12 protein-coding genes are annotated in these 14,236 nt (G+C 61.5%); 2 read left to right on the top strand and 10 right to left on the bottom strand.

The window, feature by feature from the left end:
* Positions 1-108 precede the first annotated feature (108 nt).
* Positions 109-1,062, top strand: a complete 954-nt coding sequence (locus tag HU759_RS08020; RefSeq protein ID WP_017137270.1) for a DMT family transporter — start codon at positions 109-111, stop codon at positions 1,060-1,062.
* A gap of 39 nt (positions 1,063-1,101) precedes the next feature.
* Here HU759_RS08020 and HU759_RS08015 read toward each other — a convergent pair whose 3' ends face one another.
* The 4 genes from HU759_RS08015 to HU759_RS08000 form a co-directional block, all read right to left on the bottom strand.
* Positions 1,102-2,319: an SAM-dependent methyltransferase gene (locus HU759_RS08015; protein ID WP_169985456.1), complete on the bottom strand. Its 1,218-nt coding sequence runs from the start codon at positions 2,317-2,319 to the stop codon at positions 1,102-1,104.
* A 220-nt stretch (positions 2,320-2,539) separates the two neighbouring features.
* Entirely contained in the window at positions 2,540-3,157 is a 618-nt protein-coding gene (locus HU759_RS08010; protein WP_186618408.1) for a TPM domain-containing protein, read from the bottom strand.
* 31 nt (positions 3,158-3,188) lie between these two features.
* Positions 3,189-3,917: a TPM domain-containing protein gene (locus HU759_RS29965; RefSeq protein WP_186618406.1), complete on the bottom strand. Its 729-nt coding sequence runs from the start codon at positions 3,915-3,917 to the stop codon at positions 3,189-3,191.
* An 18-nt stretch (positions 3,918-3,935) separates the two neighbouring features.
* A complete protein-coding gene (locus HU759_RS08000) occupies positions 3,936-4,547 on the bottom strand; it encodes a LemA family protein (RefSeq protein ID WP_017137266.1) in 612 nt (203 codons plus the stop codon).
* A gap of 241 nt (positions 4,548-4,788) precedes the next feature.
* Between HU759_RS08000 and bglX the strand changes: the two genes are divergently transcribed.
* Positions 4,789-7,080, top strand: a complete 2,292-nt coding sequence (bglX, locus tag HU759_RS07995; RefSeq protein WP_017137265.1) for a beta-glucosidase BglX — start codon at positions 4,789-4,791, stop codon at positions 7,078-7,080.
* A gap of 145 nt (positions 7,081-7,225) precedes the next feature.
* Here the strand turns inward: bglX and HU759_RS07990 are convergent, their stop codons facing one another.
* The 6 genes from HU759_RS07990 to HU759_RS07965 all read right to left on the bottom strand — a co-directional run bounded on the left by HU759_RS07990 (position 7,226) and on the right by HU759_RS07965 (position 14,091).
* Positions 7,226-8,383 (bottom strand): phosphatidylserine/phosphatidylglycerophosphate/cardiolipin synthase family protein, encoded by a 1,158-nt coding sequence (locus HU759_RS07990; RefSeq protein ID WP_099548607.1) that lies wholly within the window; start codon positions 8,381-8,383, stop codon positions 7,226-7,228.
* 1 nt (position 8,384) lies between these two features.
* Positions 8,385-8,966, bottom strand: a complete 582-nt coding sequence (locus HU759_RS07985; RefSeq protein WP_186618403.1) for a YceI family protein — start codon at positions 8,964-8,966, stop codon at positions 8,385-8,387.
* A 317-nt stretch (positions 8,967-9,283) separates the two neighbouring features.
* On the bottom strand, positions 9,284-10,042 hold the full coding sequence (locus HU759_RS07980) for a helix-turn-helix domain-containing protein (RefSeq protein ID WP_186618401.1): 759 nt from the start codon (positions 10,040-10,042) through the stop codon (positions 9,284-9,286).
* 64 nt (positions 10,043-10,106) lie between these two features.
* Entirely contained in the window at positions 10,107-11,549 is a 1,443-nt protein-coding gene (locus HU759_RS07975) for an amidase (protein WP_186618399.1), read from the bottom strand.
* Positions 11,546-12,856 (bottom strand): citrate-proton symporter, encoded by a 1,311-nt coding sequence (locus HU759_RS07970; RefSeq protein ID WP_186618398.1) that lies wholly within the window; start codon positions 12,854-12,856, stop codon positions 11,546-11,548. The genes HU759_RS07975 and HU759_RS07970 overlap by 4 nt, the downstream gene beginning before the upstream one ends.
* Before the next feature lie 59 nt (positions 12,857-12,915).
* Positions 12,916-14,091 (bottom strand): M20 aminoacylase family protein, encoded by a 1,176-nt coding sequence (locus HU759_RS07965; RefSeq protein WP_170040887.1) that lies wholly within the window; start codon positions 14,089-14,091, stop codon positions 12,916-12,918.
* Between the last annotated feature and the right edge of the window lie 145 nt (positions 14,092-14,236).

Genomic DNA, 14,236 nt, shown 5'->3' with positions numbered 1-14,236 from the left:
AGATTGAAACTGTACGGATAAATCTGCGACCAGCTGTAGGCCCTTAATCAGCGAGGGTTGTGGCTAGATGGGCTTCCCTTGAAGCCCTCCAGATTCTGGTCCCCACTCATGAGCTCGCGCGAAAACACCGGCATGGCCCTCGGCCTGCTGGGCGTCGTCATCTTCAGCCTGACTTTGCCCTTCACCCGTATCGTGGTGCAGGAAATCCACCCCTTGCTCAATGGCCTCGGGCGCGCCTTGTTCGCGGCGATCCCGGCAGCAGCGCTGTTGTTGTGGCGACGCGAGCGCTGGCCAACCTGGCGCCAGGTGCGCGGTCTGTGCCTGGTGATTGCCGGGGTGATCCTGGGTTTCCCGGTGTTGTCGGCCTGGGCCATGCAAACCTTGCCGGCGTCCCATGGCGCGCTGGTCAACGGTTTGCAACCGCTGTGCGTGGCACTGTATGCGGCGTGGCTGTCACATGAGCGGCCGTCAAAAGCCTTCTGGGCCTGCGCAGCGCTGGGCAGTGCGTTGGTGCTGAGTTATGCGTTGATCACTGGCGCGGGCAGTATCCAGGCCGGCGATTTGCTGATGCTCGGCGCGATTGCCGTGGGCGGCCTGGGGTATGCCGAAGGCGGCCGGTTGGCCAAGGAAATGGGCGGCTGGCAGGTGATCTGCTGGGCGCTGGTGCTGTCGACACCAGTATTGATCGGCCCGGTGTGGTACTTGGCGGCGCAGCATCAAGGCGCGATTTCCATGCGCACCTGGTGGGCGTTTGGGTATGTATCGCTGTTCTCGCAGTTTTTGGGGTTCTTCGCCTGGTACGCCGGGCTGGCCATGGGCGGCATTGCGCGGGTCAGCCAGATTCAGCTGTTGCAGATCTTCTTTACCATCGCGTTTTCGGCGTTGTTCTTTGGTGAACATATCGAGCCGATTACCTGGGTGTTTGCGTGTGGCGTGATCATTACGGTGATGCTCGGGCGCAAGACGGCGGTGCAGCCTGCACCGGCTTGTGTGGGAGCTGGCTTGTCGAATCGTCGCACCGCTGCGATGCAGACACCTCGGTCTATCAGCAAACCCAGGTGATGCCATCGCAGGCAAGCCAGCTCCCACAGGAGACCGCATTCAGTTCAAGAAGCCATCCGCGCGCAGCAGGGTTTCCAGGCAGTGTTCGCTGATGTGGTAGAACGCCTTCAGCTCCTGGATTTTTTCCAACAGTTGCGCATTGTCCACAGGCTCGGTGCGCTTGACCGCCAGAATCATCTTGTTCTTGTTGGTGTGTTCCAGCGAGATGAACTCGAACACCTTGGTCTCGTAGCCACAGGCTTCCAGGAACAACGCACGCAAGCTGTCGGTGACCATTTCCGCTTGCTGGCCCAGGTGCAGGCCGTACTGCAGCATCGGCTTGAGCAGCACCGGGCTCTGGATCTGCAGGCGGATCTGTTTGTGGCAGCACGGCGAGCACATGATGATCGACGCACCGGAACGGATGCCGGTGTGGATCGCGTAGTCGGTGGCGATATCGCAGGCATGCAGGGCGATCATCACATCCAGTTCGCTGGGCGCCACACTGCGCACATCACCACACTTGAACACCAGCCCCGGATGCTCCAGGCGTGCGGCGGCGGTGTTGCACAGGGTTACCATGTCTTCACGCAATTCCACACCCGTCACTTCGCCCTCGGCCTTGAGGGTGTTGCGCAGGTAATCGTGAATGGCGAACGTCAGGTAGCCCTTGCCCGAACCGAAATCCGCCACGCGCACCGGCTGGTCAAGCTTCAACGGCGATGAGGTCAGCGCATGGCTGAACACTTCGATGAACTTGTTGATCTGCTTCCATTTGCGCGACATCGATGGGATCAGCGCCTGCTTGGCGTCGGTGACGCCCAGGTCCGCGAGGAAGGGTCGGCTCAAGTCGAGGAAGCGGTTTTTCTCGCGGTTATGCTCAGCAGAAGGCGCCTCGCGCAGTTGCTGCGGCTTGCTTTTGAACAGCGAGCTTTTGTTCTTTTTGCTGTATTCCAGCTGGGCTTCGTCGGTCATCGACAACAGGTGCGCATTCTTGAACGACGCCGGCAGCAGCGCGGCAATTGCCGCCACGCCTTCGGCCAGCGGGAAGTTCTTGGTAATGTCGCGGGTCTTGTAGCGATAAACAAAGGACAGGCACGCCTGCTCCTTGACCACGACCTGCTTGATGATCAGCCGCTGCAACTCGGCTTCTTCGCCGACGTACTTGGCCAGCACCAGCTTGATAAACGCGTTCTGCGCGAGGCTTGCGCTCAGCAGTTCGATGAACTGGGCGTGATGATCCGGCGCAGGGCTGGCAGGTTGAGCGGTGACAGACATGAACAAAAACGCCTCGGGCAAAGAATGCCGGGCATTTTAGGGGGGATGAAGGTTTAGGGCACGGGGTTATTTGATCAACGGTCAAATCCCATGGCCAGCACAGCCCCCCTGTGGGAGCGGGCTTGCTCGCGAATGCGGAGTGTCAGCCAACCTATTTAGGGCTGACCCACCGCGTTCGCGAGCAAGCCCGCTCCCACATTTAGATTTGCGGTGCTTGGCGTTACTCCAGCACGATCAACCGGTTAGGCAGCTCATTACGCGTCTGCGTCACCGGCACATGCACCTTCAGCAATTCACCACACGCCTCGATGCAGGCAATAAACCCCGCCAGCGTCTGCCCCTGCTTCACCTGCTGGGTGAATGCCTTGACGATCTCATCCCAACTGCTGTCATCCAGGTGCCTGGAAATACCATCGTCCACCAGGATCTCCACATACCGCTCCGCCTCGCTGACAAAAATCAGCACGCCGGTGCTGCCCAGCGTGTGGTGCAGGTTTTGCTCCAGGAACTGTCGACGGGCCAGGTTCGATGCACGCCAGTGGCGTACCGAACGCGGAATCAGGCGGGTGGTGACCTTGGGCAGGCGAAACACCAGGCACAGCACAATGAAGGTCGCCCATTGCGCCAACAGCAAGGTGTACATGGTCAGGTAGCCCGACAGGTAGTGCACGATGCCAGGCACCACCAAGGCGATCAGGCTGGCCCACAGCAGCGGGATATAGGCGTAATCATCCGCGCGCGCGGCCAGCACGGTGACCAGCTCGGCGTCGGTGGTTTTTTCGACGCGTGCGATCGCTTCGGCGACTTGGCGCTGCTCGTGTTCAGTCAGTAATGCCATGGTTGTAGATGCTCTGTTCTAGTTATTGTCATTACCAGCCACCTGAGGCACCACCGCCGCCAAAACCACCGCCGCCGCCTCTGAAGCCACCACCGCCGCCCCCGCCCCCGCCACCGCGGCCACTGCTGCTGAGAATCGCCAGCAGGATAGCGCCAACGGGCAGCCCCAGCCGATTACACAGCCACAACACGCCGATCAGCAGGACGAACAAACCGATGGAAAACCCCGGATTATCCTTGGCAAAATTCGCATCCGCCACATGCGCCGGCACGGCCAGCGGCTCGCCGCCCACCACCTGAATCATGGCCGCAACGCCGTCGCTGATGCCCTGGCTGTAATTACCGGCCTTGAACTTGGGCGCGATCACCTGGTTGATGATCACCCACGACTGCGCATCGGTCAGCACGCCTTCGAGGCCATAGCCGACTTCGATGCGCAATTTGCGCTCATCACGGGCGACGATCAACAGCGCGCCGTTGTCCTTGCCCTTTTGGCCGATACCCCACTGGCGGCCCAATTGATAACCGTAGTCCTCAATGGGCACGCCCTGCAGGTCAGGCACAGTGACCACCACGATCTGGTCACCCGAGGTTTGCTCCAGCGCCTGCAATTGCTGGGTCAGTTGCGCACGTACCGCCGGGTCGATCATCTGCGCGGTGTCCACCACCCGCCCGGTCAAGGCCGGGAAGGTCAGCGCCGCCTGGGCCACGCCCACGCAGGCCAGCAGCCACAGCGCCAAGCCTATCCGTAATAAACGCATCGACACCTCAGAGAAGCCTTATTTGAACTTCACTTGCGGCGCTTTATCGGCGTCGGCACTGGTGGCTTCAAACGTGGCGCGGATCGGCAAGTCGCTGTACATCACGCTATGCCACAGGCGGCCGGGGAAGGTGCGGATCTCGGTGTTGTAAGCCTGCACCGCCTGGATAAAGTCGCGACGGGCCACGGCAATACGGTTTTCGGTGCCTTCAAGCTGAGACTGCAACGCCAGGAAGTTCTGGTTGGCTTTGAGGTCCGGGTAACGCTCGGACACCACCATCAGACGGCTGAGTGCGCCGCTCAAACCGTCTTGAGCCTGTTGGAACTGCTTGAGCTTCTCGGGGTTGTCGAGGGTGCTGGCATCCACTTGGATCGAGGTGGCCTTGGCCCGCGCCTCAATCACAGCGGTGAGGGTGTCTTGCTCATGGGCCGCATAGCCCTTGACCACTTCCACCAGGTTGGGAATCAGGTCGGCGCGGCGTTGGTATTGGTTTTGCACCTGGCCCCAGGCCGCCTTGGCCTGTTCGTCCAGGGTCGGAATGGTGTTGATGCCGCAACCGCTCAGCACCGTGCTGATCAGTAGCAAAGCCGCGGCCTTGAAGCCCCAGCGGTAATGTTGTGCTGCTTGCATAGTGTTTCTCCTGCCCAATCTGGATGGAATGTGACGACTAACCCTATAAACCGCGCGCTTGGGGCATAATCCGCCACCACTGGATTGCGTCGAGCCAATCAGCTAAAAAGATGCCCAGCGCGAATAAGAGTTCACAAGTGTGGTGCATTTACTGCAATAACACTCGAACAACAACATAGGTTCCCCCACATTTTGGCAGACCAGCGCATTTTCGCTGTGCAGTAGCCGAAAAAGGATATTCATGAAAAAGCTGTGTTTGCTCGGCCTTGTTGCCACTCTGGCCACCCACCCCGTCTGGGCAGAAACAAAGCCTGCTGCGCTTAAAGACAAGGACGCCTTCGTCAGCGACCTGCTCAAGCAGATGACCCTGGATGAAAAGATCGGCCAATTGCGCCTGATCAGCATCGGCCCGGAAATGCCCCGCGAGCTGATCCGCAAGGAAATCGCCGCCGGCCGCATCGGCGGCACGTTCAACTCGATCACCCGCCCGGAAAACCGTCCGATGCAGGACGCGGCCATGCGCAGCCGGTTGAAGATCCCGATGTTCTTCGCCTATGACGTGATCCACGGCCACCGCACCATCTTCCCGATCAGCCTGGCCCTGGCCTCCAGCTGGGACATGGACGCCATCGGCCGCTCCGGGCGCATCGCCGCCCAGGAAGCCGCTGCCGACAGCCTCGACATCACCTTTGCGCCGATGGTCGACATTTCCCGCGACCCGCGCTGGGGCCGCACCTCCGAAGGTTTTGGTGAAGACACCTACCTGGTCTCACGCATTGCCGAAGTGATGGTCAAGGCCTTCCAGGGCGTAAGCCCGGCTAATGCCGACAGCATCATGGCCAGCGTCAAGCACTTCGCCCTGTATGGCGCGGTGGAAGGCGGTCGCGACTACAACGTGGTCGACATGAGCCCGGTCAAGATGTACCAGGACTACCTGCCGCCGTACCACGCGGCGATCAAGGCCGGTTCCGGCGGCGTGATGGTGGCGCTCAACTCGATCAACGGCGTACCGGCCACCGCCAACACCTGGCTGATGAACGACCTGTTGCGCAAGGACTGGGGCTTCAAAGGTTTGGCCGTGAGCGACCATGGCGCGATCTTCGAGCTGATCAAGCACGGCGTGGCCAAGGACGGGCGTGAGGCTGCCAAGCTGGCGATCAAGGCCGGCATCGACATGAGCATGAACGACTCGCTGTACGGCAAGGAATTGCCCGGCCTGCTCAAATCCGGCGAAATCGAGCAAAGCGACATCGACAATGCGGTGCGCGAAGTGCTCGGCGCCAAGTACGACATGGGCCTGTTCAAAGACCCGTACCTGCGCATCGGCAAGGCCGAAGATGACCCGGCCGACACCTATGCCGACAGCCGCCTGCACCGCAGCGATGCGCGCGATATTGCACGCCGCAGCCAGGTCTTGCTGAAAAACCACAACAACACCCTGCCGCTGAAAAAATCCGCGACCATCGCGCTGGTAGGCCCGCTGGCCAAGGCACCGATCGACATGATGGGCAGTTGGGCCGCCGCCGGTAAGCCTGAACAATCCGTCACGCTGCTGGACGGCATGAACGCTGTAATCGGCGACAAAGGCAAAATCATCTACGCCCGTGGCGCCAACATCACCAATGACAAGGCCGTGGTCGACTACCTCAACTTCCTCAACTTCGATGCGCCGGAAGTGGTCGATGACACCCGCCCAGCCCAGGTGATGATCGACGAAGCGGTCAAGGCCGCCAAGGCAGCCGACGTAGTGGTCGCCGCCGTGGGCGAGTCCCGTGGCATGTCCCACGAGTCTTCCAGCCGCACCGACCTGAACATCCCGCAAAGCCAGCGCGACCTGATCAAGGCGCTCAAAGCCACCGGCAAACCGCTGGTCTTGGTGCTGATGAACGGCCGCCCGCTGTCGATTGTGGATGAAAACAAAGAGGCTGACGCGATCCTGGAAACCTGGTTTGCCGGCACTGAAGGCGGCAACGCCATCGCCGACGTGCTGTTCGGTGACTACAACCCATCGGGCAAGCTGCCGATCACCTTCCCACGGTCGGTGGGGCAGATTCCGACCTACTACAACCACCTGAGCATCGGCCGGCCGTTCACCCCAGGCAAGCCGGGCAACTACACCTCGCAGTACTTCGATGACGTTACCGGGCCGCTGTTCCCGTTCGGTTATGGCTTGAGCTACACCACGTTCAGCCTGTCGGACATGGCGCTGTCGTCCACCACCCTGAACAAGACCGGCAAGCTTGATGCCAGCGTCACCGTGAAGAACACCGGTAAAGTCGATGGCGAAACCGTAGTGCAGTTGTACATCCAGGACGTGGCCGGCTCGATGATCCGCCCGGTTAAAGAGCTGAAGAACTTCCAGAAAGTCATGCTCAAGGCCGGTGAAGAGCGCACTTTGCACTTCACCATCAGCGAGGAAGACTTGAAGTTCTACAACACTCAACTCAAGTTCGCGGCGGAACCGGGCGAGTTCAATGTGCAGATCGGGTTGGATTCCCAGGATGTGCAGCAGCAGACGTTTGAACTGCTCTGATCTAAAACTGTAAATGCGGTCAGTGTGGAAGCTGGCTTTTGTGGGAGCTGGCTTGCCTGCGATGCAGGCACCTCGGTGTGTCAGGTGTACTGAGGTGATGCTTTCGCAGGCAAGCCAGCTCCCACATTTGATCTAAGTGATGCGGCTACCCCCGCCGATCCAGCAGGTTGACCACCAACCGATCAATCCAGCCCCACACCCGCTGCTTCACCCGCCGCCACAGTGGCCGCGCCTTCCAGGCCGCCAGGCTCACCGCCTGGCTCTTGGCAAAATCACCCTCGAAACTGCCCACCACCGCTGCCGTCAATTCTGGGTCGAGCGCTTCCAGGTTGGCCTCCAGGTTGAAGCGCAAATTCCAGTGGTCGAAATTGCACGAGCCAACGCTCACCCAGTCGTCCACCAGCACCATTTTCAGGTGCAAAAAACACGGCTGGTATTCAAAGATCTGCACGCCTGCGCGCAACAACCGTGGGTAATAACGGTGCCCGGCGTAGCGCACTGAAGGGTGATCGGTGCGCGGGCCGGTCAGCAATAAACGCACATCCACGCCACGCCCGGCTGCGCGGCGCAACGCACGGCGCACGCTCCAGGTCGGTAGAAAATACGGGGTGGCCAGCCAGATGCGCGTCTTGCTGCTGTTCAGCGCGCGGATCAGCGACTGCAAAATATCGCGGTGCTGACGAGCATCGGCATACGCCACGCGCCCCAGGCCAGGCCCGGTGGCCGGCACCTTGGGCAAGCGCGGCAAACCGAAATGGGTGGCGGGTTTCCACTCACGGCGCGCCGCGTTGGCATGCCATTGCCGGTCGAACAACGCCTGCCAGTCCAGCACCAACGGGCCGCTGATCTGCACCATCACTTCATGCCAGTCGGCGGTGTCTTGCCCTGGCGTCCAGAACTCATCGGTAACGCCCGTGCCGCCGACCACCGCGATGCCCTGATCGATCAGTAACAGTTTGCGATGGTCGCGGTACAGGTTACGCATCCAACGGCGCCAGCTCAGGCGATTGTAGAAGCGCAGTTGCACGCCCGCGTCGGTGAGGCGCTTACGCAGGCCCAGCGTGAAGGCCAGGCTGCCGTAATCATCAAACAGGCAGCGCACCTGCACGCCGCGCTCGGCGGCTTGCACCAACGCTTGCACCATGGCTTCAGCGCAAGCACCGGCCTCCACCAGGTACAACTCCAGATCGACCTGGCGCTCGGCCCGGGCAATACCCACCAGCATCTGCGGGAAGAAACTCGGGCCGTCGATCAGCAACTCGAAGCGGTTGGCGCTGCGCCACGGGAACACTGCGCCGCTCACGTCAGCGCGCCGTGAAAATCAGCACCGCACCGACCGGCACCGACAAACTGATCGACGCCAAGCCGGCCGCCTTGCGCAGTGCCGCCACACCCGTCACCAAATCGAAATCCTCGGCATGCAGCACCACAGGTTCCAGGGTTACCACCTGGAAGCGTCGATCATCCAGGCGTGTGGCGAGCAGTTCGGCGCTGTAGGTCTGGGTCTTGCCATGCAAAGTCACCGACAGTGGCAGGCGCAACTCAATTTGCGCGCCTGGGGCCAGGTCATTGATCGGTTGCAGATTAATCTGCGCGCTGATCAGCGCTTCGGGGAAGGCCTTGATCTGGAACAGGTCATTGCGCATGCGCTCATCGCGCAGCGGGATGCCGCTGTTGATCGACTCCATCTCGACCTCAAGCTGCGCCGCGCCTTTGCTGTCGACCTTGCCGTGCAACACCAGGAAACGATGCACCTCGGCAATCTCGGTGTTCTTGGTAGTGACGAACGACAGGCGCGAGGATTCGTTATCCAGGTACCAGTCGGCGTGGGCAGGCAAGGCGGCGCACGTCAACAGCGTGAAGGCCAGGGGTTTGAGATTGAACATAGAAACTCATGGGGCAAAAAACCTGCACGAACCTTAAGCGCAATCTCACAAGCGGCGCAAATCCAATCTGGGAGCCGGGTATCTGCACAATTTTTCAAGGCAGCCAAACCCCTGTGGCGAGCAGGCTTGCCCTGCGTTGGGCTGCGCAGCAGCCCCATGAGAGCATTGGAATTTTTACTGAAAAAACTCAGCGCTTGATTTTGGGGCTGCTTCGCAGCCCAACGCAGGGCAAGCCTGCTCGCCACAGGCAACAGTGAAGGTGACTGACCTGCCGCTATCGCAGGCAAGCCAGCTCCCACAGAGTTCGGTGGTTGCCTTCAGATCAGCGCCCGCTGCACATCGCGCACCGTCGCTTCGAGGCTGGCCATGTGCAGGTTCAATACGCGCTCCACCGGCGCCTGATGCATCGGCCAGTGCAACGCCATACTGCCCACCAGCCGCCCATTGGCCTGCACCGGCAAGGCCACCGCGCGAATCAGAAACGGCAGGCGCACCGGGTATTCCCAATAGCCTTCAGTGCGCTGGCCAAACCCCTGGTGCTGGGTTTGCTCGCAGGTATGCACCTGCTCGTCCACGGCCACATGATCGCGGCCCGCCAGACGCTGCACCTCCTCAACCGGCAATTGCGTCAGGCACGCCTTGCCCATCGCCGAGTGAAACAGGCTGGCGTGCTGGCCGACGATCTGGCAGTTGTTGGGGTACAGCTTGCGTAACACACTGGGGATCGCGCTTTCCATGACTTCCAGGCGCTCGCCATCAAAGCAGGACAGATCCACCACCAGCCCGGTGCGCTCGCTGAGTTCCAGCAGCCAGGGCGCGGCGCTTTCCACCACTTGGCGCTTGAAACGTTGCTGGGTGTCGCCGAACAACCGTTGGGCGCGCAGGCGGTAACGGCGGTCGCTGAGGCCGCGATAGACCCAGCCCTGTTCCTGCAAGGTCAGCAACATGCGCGACACCGTCGCCTTGGGCAAGCGTGTGAGGTAGTGCAACTCCTCCAACCCCAAGGCCTGGTGCTCACCGAGCAGTTCGACGATGGCGAGTGCGCGCTCAACCGACCGTACCGTGCCTGTCTCCATGTTCGATCTCCCTGTTGCCGGTGGATGATCATTTTTCACAGCAAGATACAGGCCCGATCGCAGGTCAACTCATCGATTCAAGGCACGCAGGCGGGCGGCGTTGTACCCATTGCGTCAGCTGTTCATGAGCATAAGCCAGCTGCAAGACAGCGCGGTCCGCCTGGGCCGGGCCGATGATCTGCAAGCCCATGGGCAAGCCTTGAGGATTGAAGCCCACCGGAATGCTCATGCTCGGCAAGCCCGCCAATGTAGGGCCGATCACCACTTCCATCCACCGGTGATAGGTGTCCATTTCACGCCCACCCACCCTGCGCGGCCACGCCTGTTGTGCATCAAAAGGGAACACTTGGGCGCTGGGCAACAGCAGGAAATCGTAACGTTCAAACAGCTTGGCCAAGGCGCGATACCACTCGCTGCGGTCCACCGACGCCTGGTACACCTGCTGCGCGCTCAAGCCCAGCCCGCCCTCCACTTCCCATTGCGCCTCAGGCTTGAGCAACGCGCGTTTTTGCGGGTTGGCGTAGGCCGCACCGAGGTTGCCGTGCACCAGCCAGTGGCGATGCACCAACCAACAGCGCCATAGCCGCGCCAGGGAAAACGCCGGCTGGCAGCTTTCCACCTCGCAGCCCAATGCGGCGAAATCGCCGAGGGCCGACTCGCACAGGTTCATCACGCCGTCGTCCATCGGCAGGTAGCCGTTGTAATCCCCCAACCAGCCCAGGCGCGCGCCTTTGAAATCGCGCTGCAACGGCTGGCCGAACACCGACGGATCGTCCTTGGATGAGAGCGGCACCCGAGGGTCGTAACCGGCCTGGATGCTCAATAACTTCGCCACATCCGTGACGCTGCGGCCCATTGGGCCTTCGGTGCCCAGTTGCTGCACAAACAATTCCGGCACCGGCCCGTGGGGCACGCGCCCCTGTGAAGGGCGCAAACCAAACACATTATTGAACGCCGCCGGGTTGCGCAGCGAACCCATCATGTCGCTGCCATCGGCCACCGGCAACATGCGCAACGCCAGCGCCACCGCCGCCCCGCCGCTGCTGCCTCCGGCCACCAAACGTGGGTCATAGGCATTGCCGGTGGTGCCGAACAGCGTGTTGTAGGTCTGCGAGCCGAGGCCGAATTCCGGCACGTTGGTCTTGCCGATGATGATCGCGCCGCTGGCCCGTACGCGCGACACGCTGATCGCATCTTCGGCGGGCACATGCTCGGCGAACAGCGGCGAGCCCAAGGTGGTGCGCAAGCCCTTGGTGGCCGCCAAATCCTTGATCGCCTGGGGCATGCCGTGCATCCAGCCTCGCGATTGGCCCTGGTCCAACTCACGATCACAGGCACGCGCTTCGGCCAGCACTTCATCGGCATCACGTAACGACACCAGCGCATTCACACTCGGGTTAAAACGCTGGATCTGCGCCAGGTAATCGCCCATCACGTCTTCACACGACACCTGCCGCGCATGGATCGCTTGCGACAGCTGCGTGGCATCCCAATCAACACGGCTCAAGGCTTCACCTCATTGGAAAAGGGCAGCGGTTTTTTCGCCCGTGGGGCTTCGTGCATGCAGTAAGTGCCCATCAACGTCAGCACGCAAGCGAACAGTACATAAAACGACGGCGCCACTGGCGTACCCAGTACTTTGGTCAGCCAGGTCACGATCAACGGTGCGAAACCGCCGAACACCATGACCGCGACGTTATAAGCCACCGACACACCCGTTGACCTCACCTCAATCGGAAACTGTTCGGCCAGGGCCGTCGGTGCCGGGCCGAAAAAGCCGCCGATGACCGTGCACAGCAGCACTTGCATCACCAGCAAGCGCTCGATGGACGGTGCCGCGGCCACCCACACATACAACGGGTAAACCATCACAAAGAATGCCAGGGTGAAAGCCATCAACACCGGCCGCCGCCCCAGCCGGTCCGAGAGCATGCCGGACAGCGGAATCACCACGGTCATCAGCGCCACTGCGAACATCTGCACCATCAGCACCTGGTCCAGCGGCAAACCGAGGCTCTTGTGCGCGAAGGTCGGCATATTCACCAGCACCACGTAGAACGACACCGTCGCCCCACAGGCCAAGCCCATGGAGACAAGGATGCTGCGCCGATGCTCGCGCAGCACGCCCATCAAGCTCGGCGCCGGGCCGGTCGCTTGCTTGCGCGCCTGGATAAACTCTTCGGGGTCTTCCAGGTGACGGCGAATCCACAAGCCCACCGGACCGATCAGCAAGCCCAGCACAAACGGCACGCGCCAGCCCCACAGGTCGAGGGTTTGCGGCGAAAAGAAGTGCGTGACCAACGCCGCCATCGCCGCCCCACCAAATACCGCCAGGCATTGCCCCACCAACTGCCAGGAGCCATACAAGCCCTTGCGATGGGCCGGCGCACTTTCCACCAGAAACGCCGTGGCACTCGCGTACTCACCGCCGGTGGCAAAGCCCTGGAGCATGCGCGCCACCACAATCAGCAGCGGCGCGCCCATGCCGATGGCGGCGTAATTGGGCGCGAAGGCGATCAATGCGATAGACACGGTCATCAGCCGGATAATCAACTGCATCGCGGCTTTGCGGCCTTTGCGGTCGGCATAAATGCCGAGCAGGATGCCGCCCACCGGGCGCATGAAAAAGCCCACGCCGAAGGTGGCCAGGGCCATCAGCAGCGAGGCGTATTCATCCTGCGACGGAAAGAATTGCCGGGCGATGATGCTGGCCAGAAAGCCGTAAACGATAAAGTCATACCATTCCAGCGCATTGCCGATCACAGCCGCCACCACCTGGCGGGTGCGCGATACGCCTGTGTTTGAAGTCTGCATGAGGAACACTCCATTCAACCGATAAGGGCAAGGGTCCAGCGGCAGAAAAAAAGAGGTCGTCAGGCAGGCTTGAGCCAGCTCTCGGCCAGCGCGCCCCAGTAGGCGGCGCCGGTCAGCAGGATGTCGTCGTTGAAGTCATAGGCGGGGTTATGCACCATCGGCCGCGACACGCCGTTGCCGATAAACAGGTAACTGCCGGCGCAGCGTTGCAGCATCCAGGCGAAGTCTTCACTGCCCATCAGCGTGCGGGTGTTGCCGTCCACCGCGTCGGCGCCGAGCAAGGCAATGCCGACCTGGCGAGCGAACTCGGTTTCTTCGGCGTGGTTGACCAGCACCGGGTAGGCCGGGCGGTGTTCGACCTGCACCGTGCAGCCGAAGCTCGCGGCCTGGGTCTGGATGATCGCGTTGACCCGTTCGAGCATCTGCTCGCGCACCTTGGGGTTCAGTGCGCGCAGGCTCAGGCGCAACAGCGCTTGCTGAGGAATCACGTTGGCGGCCTGCCCCGCTTGCAGCGCACCGACCGTGACCACGGCGGCTTCCTGGGTGTCGATATTGCGCGCCACCACCGTTTGCAACGCCATGACCATACTCGCGGCGGCCACCAGCGGATCCACCGTCAGATGCGGCATGGAACCGTGGCCACCGACGCCTTCCAGCGTCACGGTAAGCAAGTCCTGCGAGGCCATCATCGGCCCGACCCGCAAGCCCAGATGCCCCGCCGGCAAGCCCGGCATATTGTGCATGCCGAACAGGCCGTCACACGGAAAGCGCTCGAGCAAACCATCGGCCAGCATCGCCTCGGCGCCGCCCTGGCCTTCTTCGGCGGGTTGGAAAATCAGGTTCAAGGTGCCGTCAAATTGCCGCGTCGCCGCCAAGTAACGCGCGGCACCGAGCAGCATGGTGGTGTGGCCGTCATGCCCGCAGGCGTGCATGCAACCAGCGTGCTGGCTGGTGTAGGCCGCGCCGGTGTTCTCGATGATGGGCAAGGCGTCCATGTCGGCGCGAATGCCCAGCGTGCGCGAGCTGCTGCCATTGCGCAGCACGCCGACCACACCGGTTTTGCCGATGTCGGTGTGCACCTCGTAGCCCCATTCTTTCAAGGACTGCGCAACGAGCGCGCTGGTGCGGTTTTCTTCAAAGCCGAGTTCGGGATGGGCGTGGATATCGTGGCGCACAGCGTGCAAGTCGCTGGCGACGTCGCTGAGCCAATCCATAATGTGCTGGTGTGGGCGCATGGTGATTCTCCTCACAGGCGGGTGGTCCCGTTCTTGTTGGCGGCACATCGACAGCTAAGCGCGATGTGAGCGCGAGGACAATCAAAGGTGGTTCCACTGGGTGGAACCTAAGGCCGACACCTAATAACCCTGTGGCGAGCAAGCT

This window comes from Pseudomonas sp. OE 28.3 (assembly GCF_014268205.2).
GTDB lineage: Bacteria > Pseudomonadota > Gammaproteobacteria > Pseudomonadales > Pseudomonadaceae > Aquipseudomonas > Aquipseudomonas edaphica.
Note: the sequence above shows the minus strand (reverse complement) of the source record. Positions and strands in the feature narration are given on the sequence as shown.

Excerpts from the sequence above, each read along its gene's own strand:
- HU759_RS07985 (WP_186618403.1), bottom strand. The coding sequence starts at position 8,966 with ATGTTCAATCTCAAACCCCTGGCCTTCACGCTGTTGACGTGCGCCGCC.
- HU759_RS07980 (WP_186618401.1), bottom strand. The coding sequence starts at position 10,042 with ATGGAGACAGGCACGGTACGGTCGGTTGAGCGCGCACTCGCCATCGTC.
- bglX (WP_017137265.1), top strand. The coding sequence starts at position 4,789 with ATGAAAAAGCTGTGTTTGCTCGGCCTTGTTGCCACTCTGGCCACCCAC.
- HU759_RS08010 (WP_186618408.1), bottom strand. The coding sequence starts at position 3,157 with ATGGCATTACTGACTGAACACGAGCAGCGCCAAGTCGCCGAAGCGATC.
- HU759_RS07965 (WP_170040887.1), bottom strand. The coding sequence starts at position 14,091 with ATGCGCCCACACCAGCACATTATGGATTGGCTCAGCGACGTCGCCAGC.
- HU759_RS29965 (WP_186618406.1), bottom strand. The coding sequence starts at position 3,917 with ATGCGTTTATTACGGATAGGCTTGGCGCTGTGGCTGCTGGCCTGCGTG.
- HU759_RS08000 (WP_017137266.1), bottom strand. The coding sequence starts at position 4,547 with ATGCAAGCAGCACAACATTACCGCTGGGGCTTCAAGGCCGCGGCTTTG.
- HU759_RS08015 (WP_169985456.1), bottom strand. The coding sequence starts at position 2,319 with ATGTCTGTCACCGCTCAACCTGCCAGCCCTGCGCCGGATCATCACGCC.
- HU759_RS08020 (WP_017137270.1), top strand. The coding sequence starts at position 109 with ATGAGCTCGCGCGAAAACACCGGCATGGCCCTCGGCCTGCTGGGCGTC.
- HU759_RS07970 (WP_186618398.1), bottom strand. The coding sequence starts at position 12,856 with ATGCAGACTTCAAACACAGGCGTATCGCGCACCCGCCAGGTGGTGGCG.